Origin of the sequence: Polynucleobacter sp. 86C-FISCH (assembly GCF_018882415.1) — a bacterium.
GTDB lineage: Bacteria > Pseudomonadota > Gammaproteobacteria > Burkholderiales > Burkholderiaceae > Polynucleobacter.
The window spans coordinates 1,639,859-1,665,446 of the sequence record NZ_JACVOL010000001.1 but is presented as its reverse complement, the minus strand read 5'-3'; the positions used below and the strand labels follow the sequence as shown (position 1 = coordinate 1,665,446).

Here is a 25,588-nt window from a genome sequence, read left to right as displayed (position 1 = left end):
CCTATTTCTTTAGTGAAACAAAGGCTGCTGTGACGGAGCGTCATCTGGCATTTCAGCATGTACTGCTTCGCCAGAACGATCCGGAAATAAAGGTGCGCCGCAGTCGTCACAGAGCTCTGGATCAAATAGCATGGCATGACGGAAGACATCTTCCACTCCAGCATCATGCAAAGCATCGCAAATTTTCTTGATCGGACTCTCATCATCCGATAAATCATTTAAAGCATCACTTGCCACGCTCTCGCGATCATAGAGGGGCCAGATCACGCCATACATCACTTCCGAAGAGCCCTTTGCGCTAAATGAAATTCGGTACTCATCGGCCTGCTCTTCGCCAAATGCACCTACAACGCAAGACAAGCCCGCAGGGAGAATGCCGAGAGTGCTCTCGAGGAAATTCACCGCTGCACGAATACTCAAAGGACGAACATGCTTATCTGCTAAGCGACAGTTTGTGAAATAGGCCTCAGGCAGAAGAAGCTCGAACTCACAGCCCGGCAATAAAGAAGCTATTGGCTCTTGCATGGCATTTTGCCAACCAATCAAACTCACGCCGCGCTCTTGACGTGCTGGTGGCTCAGCCTGCCAACGGAAGATTGGGGAGCCAACAGGTGCGCTTAAGGCCGCAATAATGAAACGAGGATCAGCTAATACAGCAATAGTTTCTGACATGTCGCGCAATTCAAGCTTGACGTCTTTTCCAGAGATCGCTGCACTTGCCAATGACTCTGTGAGGATACGAGTTTGACAATGCGAATGGGGCATTTGATCAATGCTATACAACCAAGGAACAATCGCTATGCGTGTGTCCGTTGAAGCAATAGCGCTATGCAAGGCCTGAGCTGTAGACTCAATAATGTTGACCGGCAATGGGCCTGAAGGGATCTGGTAACGCGTGTGAGCAACGATAGGCAGCGCTAACAACAACACATCCCACTCCTGCCCTTCATGCTCGATCCTTAAGGATTCGGCCAAGGTTTCGGCGATATCAGCGAGCACCTCAAAAGCTACCGTATTAATTCGGAAGGTTTGATCCAGGGCGGCGTCGATCACGTTTTGATTCTGACTTTTAAGCAAGCGCATCAAGCGCACATTCAAACGCTCTTCCCAAAAACGGTCTTCAACCTGACTCCCAGAAGCCGCTAAAGAAATAGCGTCAGCAACCAACTTCTCCACCTCAGGAGAATTGCGTTGTGATGCTTTGGTGCGATGAACGGCCATTATTTTCTTTCTGCCCTTCTAAATACAGGCTTATCTACTTTAGATTCTGCGGCATAGTATTTATACCCGTCTAAGTTAAAGCCTTTTAAATCCGCTGGATCGGTAATACGATTCTCAACTACATAGCGCGCCATTAGGCCACGAGCCCGCTTGGCATAAAAAGAAATGATCTTGTACTTACCGTCCTTAGCATCCTGAAATACAGGAGCAATCACTGGGCAATCCAATTCCTTGGGTTGAAGGACCTTGAAATACTCTTCAGAAGCCAAATTCAGTAGTACGGGCTTCTTTTGTTTTTCTAAAACCTTTTTGATGGCATCAGTCACCCTACCACCCCAAAAGGCATAAAGATCCTTGCCCCTGGCATTCTTAAATGAAGTGCCCATCTCTAGTCGATATGGCTGCATCAAATCCAAGGGCTTTAGCGCACCATAAAGACCTGACAAAATCCGAATATGGTCTTGAGCAAAATGTACGGACTTGGCGTCTAAGGTTTTGACATCAAAACCGTCATAAACATCACCATCAAAAGCATAGATCGCCGGCTTGCTGTTCTCTTCGGTAAATTTCTTAGACCAATCCCGATAGCGTCCAACATTCAATATGGCCAATTGATCGGATAAGCCCATAAGCTTGGCAATATCTTGAGGGGCCAATTTCTTCAAGTCGGCAATCAGCTTGGCTGATTCAGAGACAAACTCAGGCAAAGTTGGCGCCTTGACCTTGACTGGGGTCTTGTAATCCAGGGATTTAGCAGGTGAAAGGACGATCAGCATGGCACAATTTGTTTATGTATTTTTACCATTCTAGCGACTACCGGCTATATCCGCTCTAAACGACCGACCACCACCCTGCGCCTCCATGAACCCACTAGAGACTCCCTCTTTTCCAAGTCGCCTGCCAAAGGTGGGGACCACGATCTTTACGGTGATGTCATCTTTAGCTGCGGAACACAAAGCCATTAATTTGGGCCAAGGTTTTCCAGACTTTCCCTGCGATAGAAAACTGATTGCCGAAGTCAATGAAGCCATGTTGGCTGATCGCAATCAATATCCGCCAATGATTGGCATTGCAGAACTTCGTAATGGCATTAGTCAAAAGATTCAAAACTTATATGGTCATCACTACGATGCTGATACTGAAATCACTATCACTGCGGGCGGCACGCAAGGCATCCTGACAGCAATACTCGCTTGCGTTAGTCCGGGCGATGAAGTCATCATCATTGAACCAGCGTATGACAGCTATCGCCCATCCATCGAATTAGCAGGTGGCAAAACGATTGCCGTTTCTTTGCAAGTGATTCGTGATGAGCATGGGCAAGTCGCCTCTTATGAAATTCCATGGGATGCATTAGCCAAGTCAATTAACTCCAAAACCCGTTTAATCATTATTAATACTCCGCATAACCCTACCGGGATGATTTGGAGCAAGGCTGACCTAGATAGTCTCGCGAACTTGGTTCGCAATACTTCCGCATTGATTTTGAGTGACGAAGTCTACGAGCATATGGTCTACGATGGAGCGCAGCACCACAGTGTTGCATCCCATCCCGAGCTTGCAGCTAGAAGCTTTCTGATCTCTAGTTTTGGCAAGACCTATCACGTTACTGGCTGGAAAGTAGGCTATGTGGCTGCACCACCGGCACTAACTAAAGAGTTTCGTAAGGTTCATCAGTTCAATGTATTTACTGTGAATACGCCAATGCAATACGGTCTAGCAACATATCTTGCGGATGCAGAACATTATTTAAATCTCCCCGCCTTTTATCAAGCTAAGCGTGATTTTTTTAGGACGGGCTTGGGTAAGACTAAATTTAAATTGCTGCCTACTCCAGGCACTTATTTTCAGTGCGTTGACTACTCGGCATTGGGCATTCCCCAGGCAAAACTCAATGAGGCTGAATTTTGTAAATGGCTTACAACAGAAATTGGGGTAGCCGCCATACCAGTCTCTGCTTTTTATGAGCAAGCGACTGAATCTGGCGTCATTCGTTTTTGTTTTGCGAAACAAGATCAAACACTCACAAGCGCCTTACAACGTTTAGAAAAAATCTAAGGAACATCATGGCAAATAAGAAATCAGCCGTAATTGATGTTTATAGCTGGCCGACACCAAATGGCCACAAAGTGCACATCATGCTGGAAGAATGCGGCTTTCGATTGGGCAAGGATTGGATCGCTCACCCCATCGATATTGGTGCAGGCGATCAATTTGTCCCTGATTTTTTAAAGATTAGCCCCAACAATAAGATTCCAGCGATCGTCGATCCCAATGGTCCTGATGGCAAACCCATTAGCCTTTTTGAGTCAGGCGCGATTCTTCTCTACTTGGCCGGCAAGACTGGCAAATTCTTGCCTCAAGATACTCGTGGAAAGTATGAAGTGCTGCAATGGCTGATGTTCCAAATGGGTGGCTTAGGCCCTATGCTTGGGCAAAACCACCACTTCCGCCTGTATGCACCTGAGAAAATTGAATACGCGATCAATCGCTATACGAATGAAGCTAAGCGAATCTATGGGGTGTTGGATAGTCAACTGAAAGATAATCCCTATGTAGCGGGGAAAACGTATTCGATTGCCGATATTGCGATTTATCCATGGACGCGTAATTGGAAAAATCAAGGCATTGATATCAATGAGTACCCGCATTTCAAACGATGGTTTGAAAAGATTGGTGCGCGACCAGCAGTAAAGCGTGGTTGCGAAGTATTGACCGCATTACGGAAGCCTTTGCACGATGCCAAGGCTAGAGAGCAGTTATTTGGTTCAACCCAGTATCAAAAGAGGAAATAAGATGAGTATTCAATCAGTCGGTGTAATCGGTGCAGGCACCATGGGAAATGGTATTGCACAAGTGTGTGCAGTTGCCGGCTTAGATGTCGTCATGGTTGATATTAATGAGGCAGCGGTTCAACGCGGTCTCGAGCAAATTAGCAAGAGTCTAGATCGTCTCGTCAAAAAAGAAACCTTAACGGTTGAAGCAAAAGATGCGGCACTCAAGCGCATTAAAGGCAGCACTTCTTATAACGACTTCAAAGGCCTAGGTTTAGTCATTGAAGCTGCCACTGAAAACCAAGCAGTCAAAGAAAAAATTCTCAAGCAAGTAGATGAGATTGTGAGTAAAGACACCATCATTGCTACCAACACTTCTTCTCTTTCCATTACCAAATTAGCAGCACTTGATTCCAATCCTGCGCGCTTTATTGGTATGCACTTTTTTAACCCGCCACCCTTGATGGCTCTGGTGGAGGTAATTCGTGGCTTGCAGACCAGTGACGCGACCCATGCTGCCATTATTGATATGGCTAAGCGCGTTGGCAAAGAGCCAATCACTGTTAAAAACTCTCCAGGATTTGTAGTCAATCGCATTTTGTTGCCGATGATTAACGAGGCCTTCTTTGTTTTATCCGAAGGACTTGCTAGCCCAGAAGATATTGATGCCGGCATGAAGTTAGGTTGCAATCAACCGATTGGCCCTCTGGCATTGGCAGATCTGATTGGTTTAGATACTTGCTTAGCAGTAATGGAAGTCTATTTTGAAAACTTCAGCGACTCTAAATACCGCCCTTGCCCACTGCTTCGTGAAATGGTTGCGGCTGGATATCTCGGTCGCAAAACAGGTCGCGGCGTTTACACCTACGATAAATAATTTTTTACTTTAAATAACGAAACCATCTCATCGTGAACCCCATTCCACCTTTAGTACGCAAACTTGGTTATGCAGGTCTTATTCCATTTATTGGACTAGCTTTAATGGTGCAATTAGCACCCACACCAATGAACTACTTGAGCGCTGAATCCTTAGCAGGTTATGGGGCTGTAATTACTTCATTTATGGGGGCCTTACATTGGGGCGCTAATTTGCACCTCTTGGGTAAAGCACCTGCTGGAGATCGCTGGGAAGACCGTAATGCCTGGATCTGGGGCGTTATTCCAGCGCTAGTTGCTTGGGTAGCACTACATATCTATATACCTGTAGGTCTACTCATCCTTGCTTCCACCCTGATTATTCAGCGCAATATTGATCAGAACACCTATCAATATTATTTTTCTGATGAAGCTACTCGCTCTGCATTTATGACGATGCGTAATCGCTTGACCTATGTTGCCGCTGCATGCCTAACTTGGGCATCTGTAGTGATTCTTTTTATTCAAGCATGATGCAATGAGCAGTCTTTTTGATAGCACTCCGCCACCACCCTTAGCGGAAGCTCTGCGTCCAAAAACGATTGAAGAAGTCATTGGGCAAACCCACTTATTAGCCAGTGGTAAACCCCTCAACTTAGCTTTTGCTTCAGGCAAACCTCACTCGATGATTTTGTGGGGTCCCCCAGGTGTTGGCAAGACAACGCTGGCACGTCTTTCAGCAAAAGCATTTGATCGTGAGTTCATAGCTATCTCTGCAGTATTAGCTGGTGTAAAAGAAATCCGTGAGGCTATTGAGCAAGCCCAACAGAACATGGCCCAGTACGGCAAGCAAACAATCTTGTTTGTGGATGAGATCCACCGCTTTAATAAAAGCCAGCAAGACGCCCTGCTACCCCATGTGGAATCAGGCTTATTTACCTTTATTGGCGCCACTACTGAGAACCCTTCTTTTGAAGTGAACTCCGCTCTCTTATCGCGAGCTCAGGTATATGTATTGAAGTCACTCACGCCAGAAGAGTTGAAATTACTCTTTGATCGTGCGTGCCAACACGCAATGCCTGATGTGCAATTTGAGTCTGCTGCTATTGATACGCTTATCTCGAATGCTGATGGCGATGCTAGGCGTCTATTGAATCTGGTTGAACAAGTACGCAATGCAGCACTGACACCGAATGCTGAACTCAAGAACGTCGATCAACAATTTATTGAAAACGCCCTCAGCGCTCAAGCACGACGTTTTGATAAAGGTGGCGATCACTTCTACGATCAAATCTCCGCGCTACATAAATCTGTACGTGGATCCAATCCCGATGCCGCCTTGTATTGGTTTTGCCGCATGCTCGACGGTGGCGCAGATCCCCGCTATCTAGCGCGTCGCATTATCCGCATGGCATGGGAAGATATTGGCTTAGCAGATCCAAGGGCTATGCAATTAGCCAATGATGCTGCGCAAACCTTTGAAAGACTGGGCTCACCTGAAGGTGAACTTGCTCTAGGACAAGCAGTGGTCTATCTTGCCGTTGCCTCCAAGAGCAATGCTAGCTACAACGCCTTTAATGCGGCACGAGCTTTTGTCGCACAAGACCAATCTAGAGGCGTGCCAAATCATTTGCGCAATGCCCCAACAAAGCTAATGAAAGAGCTTGGTCATGGCAAAGAGTATCGCTATGCCCATGACGAACCTCATGGCTATGCTGCTGGTGAATCCTACTTACCCGAGGGCATGAAAGAGCCGCACTGGTATGAGCCTGTTGAACGTGGGCTTGAGTCTCAGATTAAAGAGAAGTTGGCTTTCTTAAAAAAGCTCGATGAAGAGCATAAGAAGAAGTAAAGCGATATGAGCACAAAAACTTCGGCTACTTTTTATTACGACATTGTTTCGCCGTTTGCCTATCTTTACGTTAAGCAAAGACATCGCCTTGAGGGCAAGCTAGACATCAAGCCAGTTCCGATTCTGTTGGGCGGCCTACTCCGCGCTGCTGAAAACAAGGGCCCTGGTGAGGTTGCAGCTAAACGTCCCCACACTTATCAGTTCTGCGTATGGCAAGCAGAGAAGCTAGGCATCCCTTTTCGCTTTCCGGAACATCATCCGTTTATGACGGTTGCTGCACAACGTCTTCTAGTTGAGCAGAATGCTGACTGGGCAATGGTAGAGCGCGCCTTTGATTATGTGTGGGTAGAAGGCAGAGATCCCAATCTATCTTGGTCAGAATTTTGCACATACTTAGGTTTGCCTGCTGACACCCCTAAACCTGAAAATCCAGAGGTAAAAGCAAAGCTCATTGCCAATACCAACCAGGCCAAAGCTGATGGTGCTTTTGGAGTGCCAGCTCTGATAGTCAATCAACAGTGCTTTTGGGGAATCGATACGATCGACTGGGTCTTGGATTACCTTGCCAGGCCTGGCATGTTTGAAGAGGCCTCTTACGCCTATGCTGGTAATGTGCCTAATGGCCTAAGCTGACGATACAGCTTCATTCACCCATCATGCAGTAATGAGCAATACAATCAATTTAAGTCACTTTCATATTGTTTAAGGAGTTCTTATGCGTAAGCTATTAGCCGCCCTCGTTGTTACCCTTTCTTGTTTTGCCAGCCAAGCTGCAATTGCTGGACCAAAGGTGGAATTTAAGACAAATATGGGGAATTTCGTAGTGGAGTTAGATGACGTTAAAGCACCTAAGACCACTGCTAACTTCTTAAATTATGTGAAGAGCGGTTTTTACAACGGCACAATCTTCCATCGCGTAATTGATGGCTTCATGATTCAAGGTGGTGGCTTTACTGCAGATCTAAATCAAAAGCCAACCAATGCTCCAGTGGTTTCCGAGGCGCAAAACGGTTTAAAAAACAATGCCTATACGATTGCAATGGCCCGCACTTCCGATCCTGACTCTGCAACTGCCCAGTTTTTTATTAACGTTAAAGACAATGTAGGTTTAGATTATCCAAATGCGATGGGCAATGGCTATACCGTGTTTGGCAAAGTGATCTCTGGCACGCAAACGATTGATGCTATTCGTAAGATCCCAACCATGGTTGCCCCAGCGCCACGCATGGGTAGAATGGCTGACGTTCCAAGTCAGACTGTGACCATCGAATCCGCCACGATTCTGAAGTAATCTGAACTTACTAGGCACGCCGCAATGATTTTGCTCGATGACGCGCAAAGCACTGCGGCCTCGCCTACTAGCCGCCTCTATGAAAATGCACTCCACTACTGGCGCGTACTTCCTAGTGGCGATAACGCTGTAGATTTATCCGCCACCCAGAAATGTCTTTCTGAAATCTCTGAATCTCTCGCTAGAGGTGAATATGTTTTGGCTGCATTTGCCTATGAATTAGGTAGGCAAATACACAAGCTTCCCCAGAGACCCTCTTTATCTGATGAACCACATCCATTAATAGAGGCTTGGGCTTTCTCAAGCTTTAAAAAACTGTCCAAGCAAGATGTTGATAGCTACATCTCAGAAAAGCTATCCTTGCTTGAGAGCTCTCAACGTTGTGCAGGCGTAATGGATGTTCAAGAATCGATATCTGAGGATCGTTTTACGGCAGATATCAACGCCATCCAGGAATACATTCGTAGCGGTGATAGCTACCAAATTAATCACACCTACCGCATCAAGGGTGAGACCTATGGAGCTCCTTTAGCTTTATACAGTCGCTTACGGGATAGGCAGCCCGGTAGATTTGGAGCTTACATAGAACATGAAGGCAACTTTCTACTATCTCAGTCTCCGGAACTCTTCATTGCACGCGATGGCGATACTTTAAAAGCCATGCCCATGAAAGGCACTGCCAGTGCTTTATCTGCGGTTGCCAGCGCTTTATCTGATGACCCGAAGAATCAAGCAGAGAACGTCATGATTGTTGACTTACTGCGCAACGATCTCAGCCGTATCTCTTTACCGGGTACGGTAACGGTACCCAATCTTTTTGAGGTAGCAAGACATGGTGATGTTTTGCAGATGACTTCTACCGTGCAAGGTCAAATTAAACCTGATGTCAGTCTCTTTGATATTTTCAAGGCTGTTTTTCCGTGTGGCTCTGTTACTGGCGCCCCAAAGAAACGCAGCATGGAGATTATCCAAGAGCTTGAACCCGAAGATCGAGGCTACTACTGTGGCGCTTTAGGCTGGCTCGACCCCAACGGCAACTTTGCCTTTAGCGTACCTATTCGTACAGTTGAAATTGCGACAGATAGTCAATCCCACGCCTCCACTTTCACTTTAGGTGTCGGCGCTGGCATTACCAATGACTCCGATGTCAAACAAGAGTGGCAAGAATGTCATATTAAATCTGCCTTTCTGATGGATCTTCCAAGCGCTACCGGCTTGTTTGAAACGATTGCAGTAATACATGGTGAGCCGCAAAGACTTCAATCACATATACAGCGCATGCGTGCCTCTGCTTCAGCATTAAGAATTTCCTTTGATATTACAAGTGCAGAAAAGTTAGTTCTGGACGCTTGTGCATCATTTGATAAAAACTTGTCTCATCGATTAAGACTTGATCTTGCGGCCAATGGAGCGCTTTCTATTTCAAGCGCCGTCATTCACCAGACAAATGAACCTGTCAAAATATTCTGGGCTAAAGACATCCTGCCTGGTGATGTAACGATGCATTCAGGGGATGCGCTACTGCGACACAAAGTTAGCGAAAGAACTCTTTATGATCAAGCATGGCAAGAAGCTACTAAGTTAGGCGGTTTTGATGCTCTATTTTGTAATGAGCAAGGCTTTGTGACAGAAGGCGGAAGAACTAGCATTTTTGTTAAACCTCAAGGTAGCTCTGATTGGCTTACGCCCCCCGTCTCAGCAGGTGTTCTGCCCGGTGTCATGCGTGCCGCTTTGCTTGCTGATCCCAAAATGAATGCCCGTGAAGCCAACCTGACTATTAATGATGTTTCAATGGCAGATGAGATTATCCTTAGCAATGCCCTTCGTGGCGCCATCAAAGCCCATTTTTAGAAAGTCAGTATGAAGTATTGTCCTAACTGCGCTGCTGTATTGACGATCAAAATTCCAGTCGATGATTCTCGTGAACGCCATGTATGCGAAGCCTGCGGCAGCATTCATTATCAGAATCCTCGCAATGTAGTGGGTAGCATTCCTGTATACGGGCAGCAAGTGCTCTTATGTCGCAGAGCGATTGAGCCTCGTCATGGTTATTGGACTCTTCCTGCAGGCTTTATGGAGTTAGGAGAAAGTACGAGTCATGGTGCCGCTCGCGAGACTCTCGAGGAGGCTGGTGCTGAAGTAAACATTGGACCGCTCTACTCTCTTCTCAACGTGCCCCATGCCGAGCAAGTACATCTATTTTATTTAGCAACGATGAATGCACCAGAGTTTTCTGCTGGTGAAGAAAGTCTTGAAGTTGCACTCTTTAATGAGGCTGACATTCCGTGGAATGATTTAGCCTTCCCCACTGTCAAGCAGACCTTGGAATGGTTTTTTGCCGATCGCGCTGCAGGTAACTTAGAGACCGGTAAAGAGTTTCATGTGCGCAGTCGTGACATCTTGCCTTCCGAAAGAATTTAAAGAGTCGCTATGGGTCAGATTGCCTGGCTAGGGCCGCATGACCCTTTCCCTAATCCTCTGCTAGAGGCTGATCCAGATCCTAGCGTTCCTGGATTGATTGCGGTGAGCGAACAAATATATCCAGGACAACTCGCGCGCGCCTATCAACAAGGTATCTTTCCTTGGTACTCCGATAACCAGCCAGTACTCTGGTGGTCACCAGATCCTAGAATGGTTTTAAAGCCAAGCAACTTTAAATGTAGCGATTCCTTGCGAAAAATTATTCGCCTCTTTTGTCAAAACGCCCAATCCCAAGTAGAGGTAGATCGTGATTTTGGTGCTGTCATCCGCTCTTGCGCAACCAGTGCACGCAAAGATCAAGACGGCACCTGGATTACCCATGAAATTATGGATGCCTACACGGCATTACATGAGCAAGGCAATGCTCACAGTATTGCCGTAATTGAGGATGGTCAGCTGATGGGCGGACTTTATTGCGTTTCTTTTGGAGGTATGGTTTTTGGGGAGTCCATGTTCAGCCGCAAGACCAATGCGTCCAAAATCGCCCTAGCAGCCCTCAGCGCCTGGTGCCTAGCCAATGAGGTATACATGATTGACTGCCAGCAAGAGACGGCTCATCTGCTTTCTTTGGGCGCCGCACCCATACCGCGTAAAGACTTTTTAGAGCAACTGCAAGTTTCTTTAAATCAAACTAAGATTGATCAATCTTGGACATTTGATAAAACGATCTTGCATCACTGGCTATGACCCAGCTCAAAGAACTTCCTCTAACTACTCTGCAGTTTTATGCGACTGCTCCATATGCTTGTAGCTATCTTCCAAATAAGACTGCTCGCTCTCAAGTGGCTACGCCATCACATTTGATTCATGCGGATGTCTACAGTGATTTGTTAAATGCTGGGTTTAGGCGTAGCGGTCTGTATACCTATCGACCCTATTGCGATGAATGCAAAGCCTGTATTGCGACACGCATCTTAGTAAATCAATTTATCCCCTCACGAAGCCAGCGCCGCGCTCAGAAAAAACACGCTGGTCTTGAAGCTTCAGTATTAAATCTTGGCTACCAAGAAGAGCATTACCAACTCTATCAACGCTATCAACATGAGCGCCATGAAGGTGGAGATATGGATAGCGACGATCAAGACCAGTACATGCAATTTTTATTGCAAAGTCGAGTGAACTCCCGCATTGTGGAATTTCGGGACGGTCCTCATGATCCGCATCCAGGTCGATTACGCATGGTCAGCATGATCGATATCTTGGAACAAGGCATCTCTTCGGTTTACACCTTTTATGACACTTCAAGCCATGCCGCTAGCTATGGTAGCTACAGCATTCTGTGGCAAATCGATCAGGCGCGGATCTTGGGTTTGCCTTACCTTTATCTTGGCTACTACATCAAAGAAAGCAACAAGATGTCATACAAGATTAACTATCAGCCTATGGAGGGGTTGATCGACGATCATTGGCAGCCGCTGTCTGAGTCATAATATCTACCCATGATCGATCGCTATTCCCTTCTACGCCCTTGGCTCTTTTGTATAGACCCTGAAAAAGCCCATAACCTCACTCTGAGCAATATGGATCGCGCGCAGCGCTGGGGATTATTAGAGCGCTTGGTAACTAAGCCGATTAACGATCCACAAATGCTTTGCGGTATTGAGTTTCCAAACCCGGTTGGCCTTGCTGCCGGATTAGATAAAGATGGCAAACACATTGATGCACTGGCCGCATTGGGATTTGGATTTTTAGAAATCGGCACAGTGACGCCCCGCCCGCAGCCTGGCAATCCAAAACCTCGCATGTTTCGCCTTCCTGAAGCACAGGCCATCATCAATCGCATGGGCTTTAACAACGATGGTGTTGATGCCTGCGTCACCAGAGTACGCCGTTCTAAGTTTTGGCAAAGCGGCGGTGTTCTTGGTATGAACATTGGCAAAAATGCCAGCACGCCAATCGAAGAGGCTTCCCGTGATTACGTCTTAGCCATGGAAGCCGTCTACGAAATCGCCACTTATATTACCGTCAACATCTCCTCCCCGAACACTCAAAATCTGCGCGCTCTACAAGGCGAAGAAATGCTCCGTGAATTACTTGGCAGCCTTGATGAAGCTCGAAAGCGTTTATGCGATCGCTATGGCGTTCGTAAGCCACTCTTCCTGAAGATTGCACCGGACTTAGATCATGGCGATATCAATCTCATTGCTGATCTACTACTTGAGTTTGGTATCGATGCAGTCATTGCTACCAACACAACCATCTCCCGCGATGCAGTCAAAGGAATGGAATTTGGCGAAGAAGCCGGCGGCCTATCTGGTGCACCCGTTCGTAATGCCTCCAATATCGTCATCAAAGCTTTAAAAGCTAGACTTGGCAATCAACTACCGATCATTGGCGTTGGCGGCATCATGTCCGGTGCTGACGCTAGAGAAAAGATCATGGCTGGCGCCAGCCTAGTCCAACTCTATAGCGGCTTAATCTATCGCGGTCCAGACTTAGTTAACGAGTGCGCCACCGCCCTCAGGCAGCCCTAAAACGCCCTTAAAGAGCCCCAATTGAGGGGCTTTTTTATTGCTTGTCCCATAAAATGGCATTTCACAATATGCAATTTCGTCTGAAATCGCTACAATAAGCCCTATGAGCACCAGTAAAACCATCAAAACTCCCAAATCTACCGGTGAGGTTGGCAAAACAGCCATCCAGGTAGTGGAGCGCATGATGAATTTGCTAGATGCGCTTGCTGATCAAGAGGACTCAAGCAGCCTCAAAAACCTTGCTGAACTCACTGGCCTCCACCCTTCTACTGCTCACCGCATATTGAATGACATGGTTGCCTGCAGGCTAGTTGAGCGTGGTGATGGCGGCACTTACCGTCTTGGCTTAAAGCTACTAGAGCTTGGCAATTTAGTGAAAGCAAGATTGTCAGTTCGCGAAGCAGCGCAGTTACCAATGCGTACCCTACACAAGCTCACCGGTGAAACAGTGAACCTTTCTGTTCGCCAAGGTGATGAAATTGTTTATGTTGATCGCGCTTATAGCGAGCGCTCAGGAATGCAAGTTGTCCGTGCTATTGGCGGTCGTGCGCCCTTGCACCTCACCTCAGTTGGCAAACTCTTTTTAGCTAGCGATGATCCTGGTCAGGTTCGCGCCTATGTCACACGCACCGGCCTATCCGGACATACTCGCAATAGCATCACAGAGTTAGGCAAACTCGAAACTGAGCTCAATCAAGTACGCAAAGTGGGCAATGCTCGCGATGATGAAGAATTAGAGTTGGGTGTGAGCTGTTTAGCTGCAGCTATCTTGGATGACACCGGGAAATTGGTTGCCGGCTTATCCTTAAGCGCCCCAACCGACCGTATTCAGGCAGATTGGCTGCGCGCTCTTCAAGAAACCGCCTTACAGATCTCCAAAGGCATGGGCTTTAAACCCAAATCTGCCGAACCAGGCAGCGCAAACTAGTCTTACATTAAGCGACGAATTGGCTGCGCGCCAGACGGCATACGCTCATACCAATCACGCACACGTACGGCATCAGCAAAACGAGATTGTGTTCCCACAGAATCTAAGAACACTAATAACAAAGGCGTGTTATTTACTCTAGCCTGCATCACCAAACATTTACCAGCAGCATTAATGAAGCCAGTTTTTTGCAGGCCGATATTCATATCACCAGAACGCACTAAGCGATTGGTATTCAAAAACTTTTGCGGACGTTTTGCAATCACCATGGTCAGGTCCGGCCAAGTTGAAAACTCACGAATGGTTTTATATTGATATGCGGCACTGAGCATGCGCGTCAGATCTTCTGCTGTTGCAACGTTCTCACTCATGAGACCAGTTGGGTCCGCAAAATGAGAATGGTCCATGCCAAGCTCTTTTGCTTTACGGTTCATAGCACCCACAAATGATGAAACACCGCCTGGGTAATTTCTTCCCAAGGTATATGCAGCACGGTTCTCAGAGGACATTAAAGCGAGCAGCAAGGCTTCTTCACGAGTCAAAACAGTACCGCCAGCTAAGCGTGATGAGCGATAACTCGCTACATCTTCAGAGTTGATTACCAAAGTTTCATCTAATGGCATCTTGGCATCTAACACCACCATCGCTGTCATTAACTTAGTAATGGAGGCAATTGGCAAACTGACAGAAGGGTTCTTTTCAAAATACACTTCTTTAGTATCTTGATTAACTACCATCGCTACGCTAGATTTGAGATTCAGATCGTCATGTTGCCCGCGCAATCCCAATGCAGTTGCAAGAGATGGTCTTGCAGGTACAACCGGCTCAGTTGAGCGCGTTACTGTTACGCGAACGGTTTTAGGTTTCTTGGAAGTCTTGGTGCCTGTCTTAGTGGCTGCTTTAGTAGTAGTTTTGGCTTGCTGTTTATCTTTATTAGCAGCAATTGCAGGTGCATTCGCCATAGCGCCAACCGCAAAAATTACTGCCAAGGCAAAAAGCCACAATCGATTCAAACGCATCCCAAAATACCTTCCAAAACTTTCAACATACGGAATGATAATTAATTTCCTTGAGCAAGGCAGTTTTATTCGCCCCAATCCAGGTCATCCACTCATCAAAATCCACTCTTACTAATACGGCCCTACTCTGCAATTGTCGCCACTGTATTAGCCTGACGCGCATTTACAAGCACTACCCCCGTCATTGTTAGACATAGACCAACAGCCATCAACAAGGTAAACGGCTCATCAAATAACATCCAAGCCATTGCAGCAGTTGTCGGTGGCACTAAATAGAGAAAGCTGGTGACTTTGGTAGCAGCCCCCTTGCGAATCATCATGAACAACAAACTGATTGATCCAATCGATAAGGGGAAGATGGCCCAGAGCAATGCGCCAATAACGGAGGGGTTCCAAACCATCTCACCTGATTCAAACAAATACATACAGATAAAGCACAGCGCAGCTGAAACGCCAAACTGAATAGATGAGCCGGCACGCAGGTCAAATACCGGGCAGTATTTCTTCTGATACAGAGTGCCAAAGGTAATAGAAAGCAGACCTCCAAATGCGAGCGCGTAACTCGCCAAAGGAATATGCGTAAAACCAATCTTTTCAACCACTACTAAGGCGACACCAGCAAAACCAAATCCCAGACCAATCCATTGGCGCGGCGATACCCTCTCTGATATCCAGGCAGCAAACCAGGCAGTCACAATTGGCTGAAGTCCAACAATGATGGCGACCAACCCAGCCGTCATTCCCAATCTGACCGCAAACCATACGCCGAGCAAGTAACCAAACTGGAGCAAGATGCCAGCAACGGCAATATGCTTGATTTGAGACCAGCTAGGCCAAGTGATTCTCCACACTAAGCTTAGTGCTGCCATCGCAGCCAAAACCCCTGCAAACCGCCAAAACAAGAAGGTTGCCGGCTCTACATATGGCATTGCTAAACGCGCGATCACGAAACCCGTACTCCAAATGAGTACAAATATCGGGGCAATCGCGTTGTCTAGCGTAAGCTTCATAAGTAACTTGCTGAAAATAATAGGATTTTTTACTGAATCTTCGATTTTAGGCGCTTTTGTCTACCCACCCCATTTATATCCAAGATTGGTAAGATATGCTGCAACGCAACATATATGCCATATAATTTATTAATGAGAGTACATTAGGTAAAAGCCTAAAGTCAGAATCAAAATAATTACCAAATGGAAAGAGACCGAAATGAACTTAACTCCAGAACAAATTGCAGCAGCACAAAAAGCAAACCTAGAGACCTTGAGTGGATTAACCAATCAAGCTTTGCAAAGCATTGAAAAATTAGTAGAACTGAATATGCATATTGCTAAGCAAAGTTTGAGCGATAGCATGAATAGCGCCAAGAAAGCATTAGAAGTAAAAGACATTCAACAGTTACTCGCCCATCAAGCTGAAGCAGTTCAGCCAATGGCAGAAAAAATTATGGCTTATAGCCGCCACTTATATGAGTTAGCTCACGAGACTCAAAACAGCTTTACTCAATCTGCAGAAAAAGAGTTTCAAGCAGGCCAAAAGAAAATCAACTCTTTAGTAGAAGAGTGGACTAAGAATGCACCAGCTGGATCAGATGCGGCTGTGCAAGCCATGAAACAAGCTATCGCTTCTGCTAACAATGTATTTGAGACTAGCCAAAAGGCTGTCAAGCATGCAGTTGAAGTTGCACAAACTAATCTGAATAGCGCTACCGAAACCGTATTAAAGGCTGCCGATACTGCGAGCAAAACTACGAAGAAGAAATAAAGTACTGCAGAGTAATCTGCAATACAAAAGCCCCGATAACTCGGGGCTTTTTCTTTTGCGATTTAAAGATTTCTTTTAGGATTTCTTTTTCACTGGCGGTAGATCAGTGCAATGGCCATGGGCCGCTTCAGCCGCAAGACCTACAGATTCACCGAGGGTTGGATGTGGATGAATAGTTTTACCAATATCCACCGCATCAGCGCCCATCTCAATAGCCAGACACACTTCACCAATCAAATCACCGGCGTGTGTGCCAACAATACCGCCACCAATAATGCGATGAGTAGTTGCATCAAAAATGAGTTTTGTGAAACCTTCATCACGTCCGTTAGCAATCGCTCGTCCACTAGCTGCCCATGGGAATAAACCTTTTTCATAGGCAATGCCTTGTGCTTTGCACTGCTCTTCTGTTAAGCCAGCCCAAGCTACTTCCGGATCGGTGTAAGCAACCGATGGAATTTGCTTCGCATCGAAGTAGGATTTTTCGCCAGCAGCTGCTTCAGCAGCAACGTGACCTTCGTGCACCGCCTTATGAGCCAACATCGGCTGACCAACTAAGTCACCAATTGCAAAAATATTGGGGACATTAGTGCGCATTTGTTTATCCACTGGAATAAAGCCGCGCTCATCTACCTGCACGCCTGCTTTACCAGCATCAATCTTCTTGCCATTTGGAGTACGACCCACTGCAACCAATACCAAGTCGTAGGTTTGCGGTTCCGCTGGCGCATTCTCGCCTTCGAAACTAACCTGTATGCCATCAGACTTCACTTCTGCTTTGGCGGCGCGAGTCTTGAGCATGATTTTTTCAAAACGTCCGGCATTGAACTTCTCCCAGACCTTTTCTAAATCACGATCAGCACCAGCCATGAGGCCATCCATCATCTCAGCAATATCAATACGTGAGCCCAGCGTGCTGTAAACAGTCGCCATCTCTAGACCAATAATGCCGCCACCGATTACCAACATACGCTTTGGGATACTCTTGAGCAATAGTGCGCCCGTACTATCCACAATACGTGGATCTTCTGGCAAGAAAGGCAACTTCACTGGCTGACTACCAGCAGCGATGATGGCCTTCTGAAAGCGCACCACTTCTTTTTTACCAGTGAGGTCTTGGCCAGTACCGTCGGTTAACTCAACCTCGACATGGTTCGCATCTAAGAACTTACCCAGACCACGAACTACTTTGACTTTGCGAGCCTTTGCCATTCCAGCAAGACCGCCAGTTAATTTGGCAATGACAGATTCTTTATAACCACGCAATTGATCAATCTCGATTTTCGGCGCGCCAAATGTAATGCCATGCTTTGCCATGGTCTTCACCTCATCCATGACAGATGTGGTGTGCAGCAATGCTTTAGATGGAATACAACCAACGTTTAAACAAACGCCACCCAAAGTTGGGTAACGCTCTACTAAAACGGTATTCATCCCCAAGTCAGCACTTCGGAATGCTGCACTGTAACCGCCGGGGCCAGCACCAAGCACTAATACTTCACATTCATGATCAACCTTGCCGCTGTACTGCCCTGCTACTGCTGCAGGTGCAGCGGTCATTGTTGGAGCAGCCGGAGCTGGTGCCACAGGAGCTGCAGCAGGTTTAGCGGCAGGCGCCGCACCACTTGCTTCGATTTCTGCAATCACAGAACCTTTGCCAACCTTATCGCCCAACTTAACTGCAATGCTAGTAATAGTGCCTGCAGCATCTGCTGGCACTTCCATTGTTGCTTTGTCTGATTCGAGCACCAAGAGCGGTTGCTCTTTTTCAATAACGTCGCCGACTTTCACCAGCACTTCGATAACAGGTACATCTGAATAGTCACCAATATCTGGCACGAGAATTGTTTGCTTAGCCATGAATTCCCCTTACAGACTAGCGCGACGGAAGTCGGCCAAGAGCTGAGCAATGTACACATTGAAGCGAGTAGCCAAAGCACCGTCAATCACGCGATGATCTGCTGACAAAGACAATGGACAAATGAGGCGTGGGACAAATTGCTTACCATCCCATACCGGCTTCATCGCAGCCTTGCTAACACCCATGATGGCTACTTCAGGTGCATTGACGATCGGTGAGAAATATGTACCACCAATACCGCCTAGAGATGAGATCGTAAAGCTCGCGCCTTGCATTTGATCAGGCTTTAATTTGCCGTCACGAGCAAGGGCTGCTAGATCTGAAGTTTCTTTGGCTAATTCAAAGATGCCTTTTTTATCCGCATCTTTAATGACAGGCACAACCAAACCAGTAGGAGTGTCTGCGGCAAAACCAATATTGAAGTATTTCTTCAGTATCAGATCATCGCCATCCAAAGAGCTGTTGAACTCGGGATATTTTTTCAATGCTGCTACTGCAGCCTTCATTAAGAAAGCAAGCATCGTGATCTTGACGCCCTTCTTCTCATTCTCCTTATTAGTGAGAACGCGGAATGCCTCTAAGTCAGTAATGTCAGCATCTTCGTGATACGTCACAGCTGGAATCATTACCCAGTTACGACCCAAATTGGCTGCTGTGAGTTTCTTAATACGATTTAGTGGTTGACGTTCAATCTCACCAAACTTTGTGAAATCCACTTTTGGCCAAGGAATGAGATTCAAGCCACCTAAACTGCCACCGCTAGAAGCAGCCGCAGGACTTCCTACTCCGCCACTCATTGCTGCTTTGACAAATGCTTGTACGTCCTCTTGAGTAATGCGCCCCTTTGGACCTGATCCTTTAACTTGATCAATCGTGACGCCAAGCTCGCGAGCAAACTTACGAACAGATGGGCTTGCATGACTTACTGCTGCGTCTACTGGCGGAGGAGTATTGCTCAGTGGAGGCGGTGCTGGCGCTCTTGCAATCGGAGGCTCAACAGTTTTAGCTGCTGGTGCCGCTGGTACTGCGCTGGCGGCTACTGGAGTAGCTACAGACGCTGAGGATCCACCTTCCAAAATCAACACAACAGATCCCTCGGAAAGGTTATCGCCAACTTTCACTTTGACCTCCTTCACAACGCCAGAGTGTGACGAGGGAACATCCATGGTGGCTTTATCAGATTCAAGTACAACGATAGATTGTTCTTTTTCAACCTTGTCGCCGACCTTCACCAAAACCTCAATTACAGGGACATCTTTGTAGTCACCGATATCAGGAACTTTGATTTCCATTGGAGATCCGCCAGAACTGACTGGCGCCGCAACTGGTGCTGTCGCAGGAGCGCTAGCAGCTGGTGCTGATGCTGCAGCCGCTGCACCCTCTTCCAAGGTAATGACAACAGAACCCTCAGAAAGGTTGTCACCAATCTTCACTTTGACTTCTTTGACAACGCCAGAGTGTGATGAAGGAACGTCCATGGTGGCTTTATCAGATTCAAGCACAACGATGGATTGTTCTTTCTCAATCTTATCGCCCGCTTTAACCAATACTTCGATCACCGGCACATCTTTGTAGTCACCGATGTCCGGGACTTTGATTTCAATTATTTGACTCATAGTATTTATCTCTTATCAAACCGTCATTGGGTTTGGTTTAGTAGTATCGATGTCGTATTTCTTAATCGCTTCTGCCAACTTAGAGCGATCAATCTGACCGGAGTCAACCAAAGATCTCAAAGCAGTCAGAACCACCCAACGACGATCTACTTCAAAGAAATCACGGAGTTTTTCACGAGTATCTGAACGACCAAATCCGTCAGTACCGAGCACTTCGTAGCGACGACCCATGTGCTGAATCGCTGGACGAATTTGCTCAGCAAATAAACGAACATAGTCAGTCGCAGCAATCACTGGACCAGCAGTGTCTTTGAGACACTTCTCAACATGGGATAAGGTTGGTGCAGCAGCTGGGTTCAAGAGATTGCTGCGGTGTGCTGCAGTCCAATCACGGCCGAGTTCAGTAAAGCTTGGGCAACCCCACAAGTCTGAAGCAATACCCCAGTCTTTATGCAAAATCTCTGCCGCTTCGATAACTTCGCGGAAGATTGTTCCAGAGCCTAAAAGTTGTACGCGCAGCTTTGCGTTGGCGTCGCCAACTGACTTCAGCTTATACATACCCTTAATGATGTCTTTTTCTGCACCCTTAGGCATTGCTGGATGAGCATAGTTCTCATTCATCAAGGTAACGTAGTAATACACGTCTTCCTGAACTTCCAACATGCGACGCATACCATCCTGAATAACTACTGCTAATTCGAATGAGAATGTAGGGTCGTAGCTAATACAGTTTGGAACTGCACCGCTCCATAGATGGCTATGACCATCTTCGTGTTGTAAGCCTTCGCCGTTCAAGGTAGTTCTACCAGCAGTACCGCCAAGCAAGAAACCGCGGCTACGCATATCGCCTGCAGCCCAAGCTAAGTCACCAATACGTTGGAAACCAAACATGGAATAGAAGATGTAGAAAGGCAACATCGGTACGCCATGGGTAGAGTAAGAAGTAGCGGCAGCGATCCAATCGCACATACCACCAGCTTCGTTAATACCCTCTTGCAAGATCTGACCAGTTTTATCCTCTTTATAGAACATCAATTGATCGTGATCTTCCGGGGTGTAGAGCTGACCTAACTGATTCCAGATACCCAATTGGCGGAACATGCCTTCCATACCAAAAGTACGGGACTCATCTGGAACAATCGGAACTACACGCTTACCGAGCACCTTATCGCGCACTACGGTGTTAAGCATACGCACAAATGCCATCGTTGTAGAGATCTCACGACCCTCAGAAGTGGCTTCAAGTAAAGGTGCGAAAACATCTAATGCTGGAACAGGCAAGCTCTCTGCTTTCATGCGACGCTGCGGCAAATAACCACCTAACTCTTGACGGCGCGCTTTCATGTACTCAAGCTCTGGACTGCCTTCAGCGAACTTCACTAATGGCATCTCGTCTAACTGCTCATCTTTAACTGGGATTTCAAAGCGATCACGGAAGCGACGAACGTCATCATCATTCATCTTCTTCGCCTGGTGGGCAATATTCATCGCCTCGCCTGAGCCACCCATACCGTAACCCTTAATGGTATGAGCCAAGATCACGGTTGGCTGCTCTTTATGATTTACCGCTGCATGAAACGCTGCAAATACTTTATGAGGATCATGGCCGCCACGATTGAGCTGCCAAATCTCATCATCACTCCAGTCGCTGACTAAAGCTTTTAATTCTGGAGTGTTGAAAACGATCTCGCGAACGTAAGCACCATTCTTAGACTTCATTGTCTGGTACTGACCGTCAACGATCTCGCCCAAACGCTGCATCAAGATGCCTTTTTTATCACGTGCAAATAAAGCGTCCCATTGACCGCCCCACACTACCTTGATAACATTCCAGCCTGAGCCACGGAACTCACCCTCAAGCTCTTGAATAATCTTTCCGTTACCGCGTACTGGCCCATCTAAGCGCTGCAAGTTACAGTTAATAACAAAAATCAGATTGTCGAGTTTTTCACGACCGGCCATACCAATGGCGCCCAAAGATTCTGGTTCATCGGTTTCACCATCACCCAAGAAGGCCCAAACTTTGCGACCCTGCTCTTGAATAAAACCACGATCTGTTAAGTACTTCATAAAGCGAGCTTGGTAAATCGCCATGATCGGACCCAAGCCCATCGATACTGTTGGGAACTGCCAGAAGTCTGGCATCAACCAAGGATGCGGATAGCTAGAAATTCCTTTGCCGCCTACTTCTTGACGGAAGTTATTGAGCTGACCCTCTTCGAGGCGACCCAACATATAAGCACGTGCATAGACACCTGGCGCTGAGTGGCCTTGTACAAATATCAAATCACCACCATGCTCTGGTGATGGTGCATGCCAGAAGTGATTAAAGCCAACGTCGTATAAAGTCGCCGCTGATTGGAAAGAAGAAATGTGGCCGCCAACGTTGGTATCTTTATTAGCGCGCAAAACCATCGCCATGGCATTCCAACGAGTGTAAGAACGAATACGGTGCTCTACATTCTGATCACCAGGCAAGCGTGCTTGGTTTTCAACTGGAATCGTATTGATGTAAGGAGTCTCAGCATGGAATGGCTGAACTACCCCGTTTACACGCGCATGAGAAATTTGTTGATCAATAAGATAGGCAGCTCTTTCTGGCCCCTCATTGCGAATCACGCCATCGAGCGCTTGCAACCATTCTTGAGTCTCACCCGGATCAGCGTCCTGAGCGTTCTGTTTGCCTAATACTTGGTCTGGAACCGCTGCCATCTTTAGTCTCCGTTAAATAGTGCTTTATTTGTCATTAACTCTATAGGCAATATTCTAGGAAGGTATATGGGTGTAAACAAGCAATTTTCCACATAATGATAATATTTCTCATAATGTGGTAATTTATTGCAGTGCAAATAAGAATGGCTATATAGACCAGAAATCCCGTTTCAGGGGTCGCAATAGGGCAAAATGCTTTGTATTCATGAAAGTTTCAGCCTCCACCAACCTTTTCCTTCGGCCATTGAAATGGCTCCGCAAAATACGCGGATTTAGGCTTGTTTACACCCCTCTGATTGCGATTGTGATTTTTACTGCAGTCATGGGCATTATTTTGGGCACCCTGCACTTACAAGAAAAGAATCAACAAGAAGCGGCGCTATTTAGAGAGCTATCTTTTGCCAAGCAACGTATTCAATCTCGATTTGCTAGCAATCTCGATGCATTAACCACAATCAATCGCGAAGTGTCAGCCAGTGAAGATCAAGTCAAATTCAAGCAAATCGCTAGAGAACAGGCAGATGATCTAGTTGTTAACAATCATGAAATAGTCAAAATCATTTGGCTAAACAACCAAGCTCAGCGTGAATGGGCAGCGCCAAACGAAACTGGCAAATCGGATTGGATTACTAAGACTCAAAATGATCAACCCGTTAATACTGGTCTTGCATCCACCATTGAGCTGAGCAGAGTAACTGGTCGAGCTGCCTTTAGTCCTTTTATCTCGTTGAATCTTCCAGGCGATGAGCCAATCAACGCAGAGAGAAAAATTGTTTTCTGGCAAGTAGTACCCAATATAGTCAGCGGGGAAATTGTGGGTTACTTGGCAGCGCTCTACACCACCCAAGGGATTTTGGATGTCATTCCCGGAGAGCTCAAGTCCTACTACCGCTTTACCCTCATTACCGACAACGAAAAAGTTCTGGCGATCTCCTCTGATAAAGGGACTCCTAAAAGAGCTTTTAGCAATCAGACCAGCTTAGATATCGGAGTATTGAGCCCGAATATCACCTTGCGGATTGACACCTATCCTCCGCCCACTAACCTCACCTTCAGGATGTTGATTGGTGTTGTATTAGGATTAAGTATCTTCGTGATTTGGAGCTTGTGGTCCGTCCTCAAGCAAATGCAAGTGCGTCAAGAAGCCGAGGCAAGTCTGCGCACAGAAACCACTTTTCGTAATGCGATGGAGAACTCCACTCCAGTGGGTATTCGTGCTCACGATATGGAAAAACGCATCACCTATGTAAATCGAGCCTTTTGCGAAATGACCGGCTGGACCTCCGAAGAATTAATGGGCCTCACCCCACCGTTTCCATTTTGGCCAGATAGCCGAAGAGATGAGCTTGTAGATAAGATGAACCGAGCTCTGCAATCAAGCATCAGCGGCAGTATGAAGATTGGCATCGAGGGTGCGATCCTGAAGCGCGACGGAACTTTGATCCAAACCCGTACATTCATTGCGCCATTGATTAATGAAAAAGGTAAACAGACTGGCTGGGTAACTTCCTTAATCGATATTTCGGAGCCGAAGAAGATTCGTGAAGAATTGGCTGCGTCACAAGAGCGATTTACCACCGTTCTAGAAAGTCTAGATGCTGCAGTGTCTGTTGTCTCCCTGGAGACTGATGAACTGCTGTTTGCAAACCGCTTCTACCGAGAAAATTTTGGCAATGATTCCAAGGGGCACTTTCAGCTAGCTCATCAAGATAAAGAAATTGATACCCTGCACAACATCGCGCAAGATCTTCAGGACTACATACGTGATGGCATTCCGACCTCCTTCCTTTATCAGGAATCAGAGTCAGAAGAAGTGCAATTGACTGATGGCAGCAATAAGTGGTTTGAAGTCAGACGACGCTTCATCCCATGGGTTGACGGCCATCTTGCACAATTATTAGTTGCTACCGACATCACCGCTCGTAAAGAAGCTGATGATTTGGCACTCCAACAACAAGAGCGCATGCAGTTCACCAGTCGCCTCACCACCATGGGTGAGATGGCCTCTTCATTGGCTCACGAGTTGAATCAACCACTCTCCGCTATTTCAAATTACTGCAATGGAGTGGCGAAACGTTTAGAAGGCAATGTCGATCCTGCCATTACTAAGGAGATCTTGCCAGCGCTGGCCAAAGCCTCCGAACAAGCCCACCGCGCCGGAACGATCATTCAGCGGATTCGAGGCTTCGTTAAGCGTAGCGAACCTCAGCGTAAAGCAGCATGCGTTTCTGAAATCATTAATGATGCAGTTGGCCTGGTTGAAATTGAAGCGCATCGTCACCGCCTAACCATTAACTCGGAGATTGCTGAAAATCTTCCGGTAGTTAATCTCGATCCAGTCCTGATTTTGCAGGTGGTGGTCAATCTACTGAAAAATGCGCTTGATAGCGTACGGGAGGCCTACCCCCTCTCCTCACGCTGGTCAGCCCCTCCAGTGAAGATTACCGCCGATTTGGACACCAGTATTTTCCCTGCCATGCTCAGAATTCAGGTTATCGATGGCGGGGGCGGAATACCAGAAAACGTACTGGAACACATGTTTGAGCCGTTTTTTAGCACTAAATCCGATGGTATGGGCATGGGGCTCAATATCTGCCGCTCTATTATTGAATCCCACCATGGCAGGCTTTGGGCCACCAATGTCCAGGACTCCGAACAGACCAAGCTGGTCGGCTGCACCTTTACAATACTTCTACCCCTGGAATCCCCTGGAACCAAGGCCAATACTTAATATTGAATT

At 46.8% G+C, this 25,588-nt stretch carries 22 protein-coding genes; 15 read left to right on the top strand and 7 right to left on the bottom strand.

Features of this window, described 5'->3' with window-relative positions:
• Positions 1-9: 9 nt before the first annotated feature.
• On the bottom strand, positions 10-1,221 hold the full coding sequence (locus ICN10_RS08405) for a DUF2863 family protein (RefSeq protein ID WP_216214571.1): 1,212 nt from the start codon (positions 1,219-1,221) through the stop codon (positions 10-12).
• Positions 1,221-1,997, bottom strand: a complete 777-nt coding sequence (gene yaaA / locus ICN10_RS08400) for a peroxide stress protein YaaA (protein WP_216214569.1) — start codon at positions 1,995-1,997, stop codon at positions 1,221-1,223. The genes ICN10_RS08405 and yaaA overlap by 1 nt, the downstream gene beginning before the upstream one ends.
• An 85-nt stretch (positions 1,998-2,082) precedes the next feature.
• Between yaaA and ICN10_RS08395 the strand changes: the two genes are divergently transcribed.
• The 13 genes from ICN10_RS08395 to ICN10_RS08335 all read left to right on the top strand — a co-directional run bounded on the left by ICN10_RS08395 (position 2,083) and on the right by ICN10_RS08335 (position 13,876).
• Positions 2,083-3,279, top strand: coding sequence for a pyridoxal phosphate-dependent aminotransferase (locus ICN10_RS08395; RefSeq protein ID WP_216214567.1), 1,197 nt, complete (start codon positions 2,083-2,085; stop codon positions 3,277-3,279).
• 8 nt (positions 3,280-3,287) lie between these two features.
• Positions 3,288-4,016, top strand: coding sequence for a glutathione binding-like protein (locus ICN10_RS08390; RefSeq protein WP_216214565.1), 729 nt, complete (start codon positions 3,288-3,290; stop codon positions 4,014-4,016).
• Position 4,017: 1 nt separating this feature from the next.
• Positions 4,018-4,872 carry a 3-hydroxybutyryl-CoA dehydrogenase gene (locus ICN10_RS08385; protein ID WP_216214564.1) on the top strand — a complete coding sequence of 285 codons (855 nt, stop codon included), beginning with the start codon at positions 4,018-4,020 and terminating at the stop codon, positions 4,870-4,872.
• A gap of 32 nt (positions 4,873-4,904) precedes the next feature.
• Positions 4,905-5,384 carry a DUF3429 domain-containing protein gene (locus ICN10_RS08380; protein ID WP_370626203.1) on the top strand — a complete coding sequence of 160 codons (480 nt, stop codon included), beginning with the start codon at positions 4,905-4,907 and terminating at the stop codon, positions 5,382-5,384.
• A gap of 4 nt (positions 5,385-5,388) precedes the next feature.
• Entirely contained in the window at positions 5,389-6,702 is a 1,314-nt protein-coding gene (locus ICN10_RS08375; protein WP_216214562.1) for a replication-associated recombination protein A, read from the top strand.
• Between the two features lie 6 nt (positions 6,703-6,708).
• Complete coding sequence (locus tag ICN10_RS08370) at positions 6,709-7,335, top strand: 2-hydroxychromene-2-carboxylate isomerase (protein ID WP_216214560.1); 627 nt, start codon at positions 6,709-6,711, stop codon at positions 7,333-7,335.
• 82 nt (positions 7,336-7,417) lie between these two features.
• A complete protein-coding gene (locus tag ICN10_RS08365; protein WP_216214558.1) occupies positions 7,418-7,993 on the top strand; it encodes a peptidylprolyl isomerase in 576 nt (191 codons plus the stop codon).
• A gap of 24 nt (positions 7,994-8,017) precedes the next feature.
• Positions 8,018-9,844, top strand: a complete 1,827-nt coding sequence (locus tag ICN10_RS08360; RefSeq protein ID WP_216214556.1) for a bifunctional chorismate-binding protein/class IV aminotransferase — start codon at positions 8,018-8,020, stop codon at positions 9,842-9,844.
• A 9-nt stretch (positions 9,845-9,853) separates the two neighbouring features.
• A complete protein-coding gene (locus ICN10_RS08355) occupies positions 9,854-10,414 on the top strand; it encodes an NUDIX hydrolase (protein WP_216214554.1) in 561 nt (186 codons plus the stop codon).
• Positions 10,415-10,423: 9 nt separating this feature from the next.
• Positions 10,424-11,161 carry a leucyl/phenylalanyl-tRNA--protein transferase gene (gene aat / locus ICN10_RS08350; protein WP_216214552.1) on the top strand — a complete coding sequence of 246 codons (738 nt, stop codon included), beginning with the start codon at positions 10,424-10,426 and terminating at the stop codon, positions 11,159-11,161.
• Positions 11,158-11,904, top strand: a complete 747-nt coding sequence (locus ICN10_RS08345) for an arginyltransferase (RefSeq protein ID WP_216214549.1) — start codon at positions 11,158-11,160, stop codon at positions 11,902-11,904. Before aat ends, ICN10_RS08345 begins: the two co-directional genes overlap by 4 nt.
• 9 nt (positions 11,905-11,913) lie before the next feature.
• Complete coding sequence (locus ICN10_RS08340) at positions 11,914-12,948, top strand: quinone-dependent dihydroorotate dehydrogenase (RefSeq protein WP_216214547.1); 1,035 nt, start codon at positions 11,914-11,916, stop codon at positions 12,946-12,948.
• Positions 12,949-13,051: 103 nt separating this feature from the next.
• Complete coding sequence (locus tag ICN10_RS08335; RefSeq protein WP_216214545.1) at positions 13,052-13,876, top strand: IclR family transcriptional regulator; 825 nt, start codon at positions 13,052-13,054, stop codon at positions 13,874-13,876.
• Between the two features lie 2 nt (positions 13,877-13,878).
• Here ICN10_RS08335 and ICN10_RS08330 read toward each other — a convergent pair whose 3' ends face one another.
• Together ICN10_RS08330 and ICN10_RS08325 are read right to left on the bottom strand one after the other, a co-directional pair.
• Entirely contained in the window at positions 13,879-14,895 is a 1,017-nt protein-coding gene (locus ICN10_RS08330; RefSeq protein ID WP_216214544.1) for a serine hydrolase, read from the bottom strand.
• Positions 14,896-15,017: 122 nt separating this feature from the next.
• Positions 15,018-15,905 carry a DMT family transporter gene (locus ICN10_RS08325; RefSeq protein WP_216214542.1) on the bottom strand — a complete coding sequence of 296 codons (888 nt, stop codon included), beginning with the start codon at positions 15,903-15,905 and terminating at the stop codon, positions 15,018-15,020.
• Positions 15,906-16,104: 199 nt separating this feature from the next.
• Here ICN10_RS08325 and ICN10_RS08320 point away from each other — a divergent pair, with 199 nt between their 5' ends.
• Entirely contained in the window at positions 16,105-16,659 is a 555-nt protein-coding gene (locus ICN10_RS08320) for a phasin family protein (protein ID WP_216214540.1), read from the top strand.
• A gap of 75 nt (positions 16,660-16,734) precedes the next feature.
• Here the strand turns inward: ICN10_RS08320 and lpdA are convergent, their stop codons facing one another.
• From lpdA to aceE, 3 genes are read right to left on the bottom strand one after another with little or no spacing between them, the layout of a single operon-like run.
• A complete protein-coding gene (lpdA, locus tag ICN10_RS08315; RefSeq protein ID WP_216214539.1) occupies positions 16,735-18,519 on the bottom strand; it encodes a dihydrolipoyl dehydrogenase in 1,785 nt (594 codons plus the stop codon).
• Positions 18,520-18,528: 9 nt separating this feature from the next.
• The gene (aceF, locus tag ICN10_RS08310) at positions 18,529-20,136 is read right to left on the bottom strand and encodes a dihydrolipoyllysine-residue acetyltransferase (RefSeq protein ID WP_216214536.1); all 1,608 of its coding nucleotides are present in this window, start codon (positions 20,134-20,136) and stop codon (positions 18,529-18,531) included.
• A 15-nt stretch (positions 20,137-20,151) separates the two neighbouring features.
• Positions 20,152-22,848 carry a pyruvate dehydrogenase (acetyl-transferring), homodimeric type gene (aceE, locus tag ICN10_RS08305; protein WP_216214534.1) on the bottom strand — a complete coding sequence of 899 codons (2,697 nt, stop codon included), beginning with the start codon at positions 22,846-22,848 and terminating at the stop codon, positions 20,152-20,154.
• Between the two features lie 205 nt (positions 22,849-23,053).
• On the opposite strand from aceE, the gene ICN10_RS08300 reads away from it, so the two are divergent.
• On the top strand, positions 23,054-25,579 hold the full coding sequence (locus ICN10_RS08300; protein WP_216214532.1) for a PAS domain S-box protein: 2,526 nt from the start codon (positions 23,054-23,056) through the stop codon (positions 25,577-25,579).
• Positions 25,580-25,588 lie beyond the last annotated feature (9 nt).

What these genes read in the sequence shown, in the direction of transcription:
- ICN10_RS08340 (WP_216214547.1), top strand. Translation starts at nt 11,914, where the DNA reads ATGATCGATCGCTATTCCCTTCTACGCCCTTGGCTCTTTTGTATAGAC.
- ICN10_RS08405 (WP_216214571.1), bottom strand. Translation starts at nt 1,221, where the DNA reads ATGGCCGTTCATCGCACCAAAGCATCACAACGCAATTCTCCTGAGGTG.
- ICN10_RS08355 (WP_216214554.1), top strand. Translation starts at nt 9,854, where the DNA reads ATGAAGTATTGTCCTAACTGCGCTGCTGTATTGACGATCAAAATTCCA.
- ICN10_RS08395 (WP_216214567.1), top strand. Translation starts at nt 2,083, where the DNA reads ATGAACCCACTAGAGACTCCCTCTTTTCCAAGTCGCCTGCCAAAGGTG.
- aceE (WP_216214534.1), bottom strand. Translation starts at nt 22,848, where the DNA reads ATGGCAGCGGTTCCAGACCAAGTATTAGGCAAACAGAACGCTCAGGAC.
- ICN10_RS08365 (WP_216214558.1), top strand. Translation starts at nt 7,418, where the DNA reads ATGCGTAAGCTATTAGCCGCCCTCGTTGTTACCCTTTCTTGTTTTGCC.
- ICN10_RS08345 (WP_216214549.1), top strand. Translation starts at nt 11,158, where the DNA reads ATGACCCAGCTCAAAGAACTTCCTCTAACTACTCTGCAGTTTTATGCG.
- aat (WP_216214552.1), top strand. Translation starts at nt 10,424, where the DNA reads ATGGGTCAGATTGCCTGGCTAGGGCCGCATGACCCTTTCCCTAATCCT.
- ICN10_RS08330 (WP_216214544.1), bottom strand. Translation starts at nt 14,895, where the DNA reads ATGCGTTTGAATCGATTGTGGCTTTTTGCCTTGGCAGTAATTTTTGCG.
- ICN10_RS08320 (WP_216214540.1), top strand. Translation starts at nt 16,105, where the DNA reads ATGAACTTAACTCCAGAACAAATTGCAGCAGCACAAAAAGCAAACCTA.
- aceF (WP_216214536.1), bottom strand. Translation starts at nt 20,136, where the DNA reads ATGAGTCAAATAATTGAAATCAAAGTCCCGGACATCGGTGACTACAAA.
- ICN10_RS08325 (WP_216214542.1), bottom strand. Translation starts at nt 15,905, where the DNA reads ATGAAGCTTACGCTAGACAACGCGATTGCCCCGATATTTGTACTCATT.
- yaaA (WP_216214569.1), bottom strand. Translation starts at nt 1,997, where the DNA reads ATGCTGATCGTCCTTTCACCTGCTAAATCCCTGGATTACAAGACCCCA.
- ICN10_RS08300 (WP_216214532.1), top strand. Translation starts at nt 23,054, where the DNA reads ATGAAAGTTTCAGCCTCCACCAACCTTTTCCTTCGGCCATTGAAATGG.
- ICN10_RS08360 (WP_216214556.1), top strand. Translation starts at nt 8,018, where the DNA reads ATGATTTTGCTCGATGACGCGCAAAGCACTGCGGCCTCGCCTACTAGC.
- ICN10_RS08375 (WP_216214562.1), top strand. Translation starts at nt 5,389, where the DNA reads ATGAGCAGTCTTTTTGATAGCACTCCGCCACCACCCTTAGCGGAAGCT.
- ICN10_RS08335 (WP_216214545.1), top strand. Translation starts at nt 13,052, where the DNA reads ATGAGCACCAGTAAAACCATCAAAACTCCCAAATCTACCGGTGAGGTT.
- lpdA (WP_216214539.1), bottom strand. Translation starts at nt 18,519, where the DNA reads ATGGCTAAGCAAACAATTCTCGTGCCAGATATTGGTGACTATTCAGAT.
- ICN10_RS08390 (WP_216214565.1), top strand. Translation starts at nt 3,288, where the DNA reads ATGGCAAATAAGAAATCAGCCGTAATTGATGTTTATAGCTGGCCGACA.
- ICN10_RS08370 (WP_216214560.1), top strand. Translation starts at nt 6,709, where the DNA reads ATGAGCACAAAAACTTCGGCTACTTTTTATTACGACATTGTTTCGCCG.
- ICN10_RS08385 (WP_216214564.1), top strand. Translation starts at nt 4,018, where the DNA reads ATGAGTATTCAATCAGTCGGTGTAATCGGTGCAGGCACCATGGGAAAT.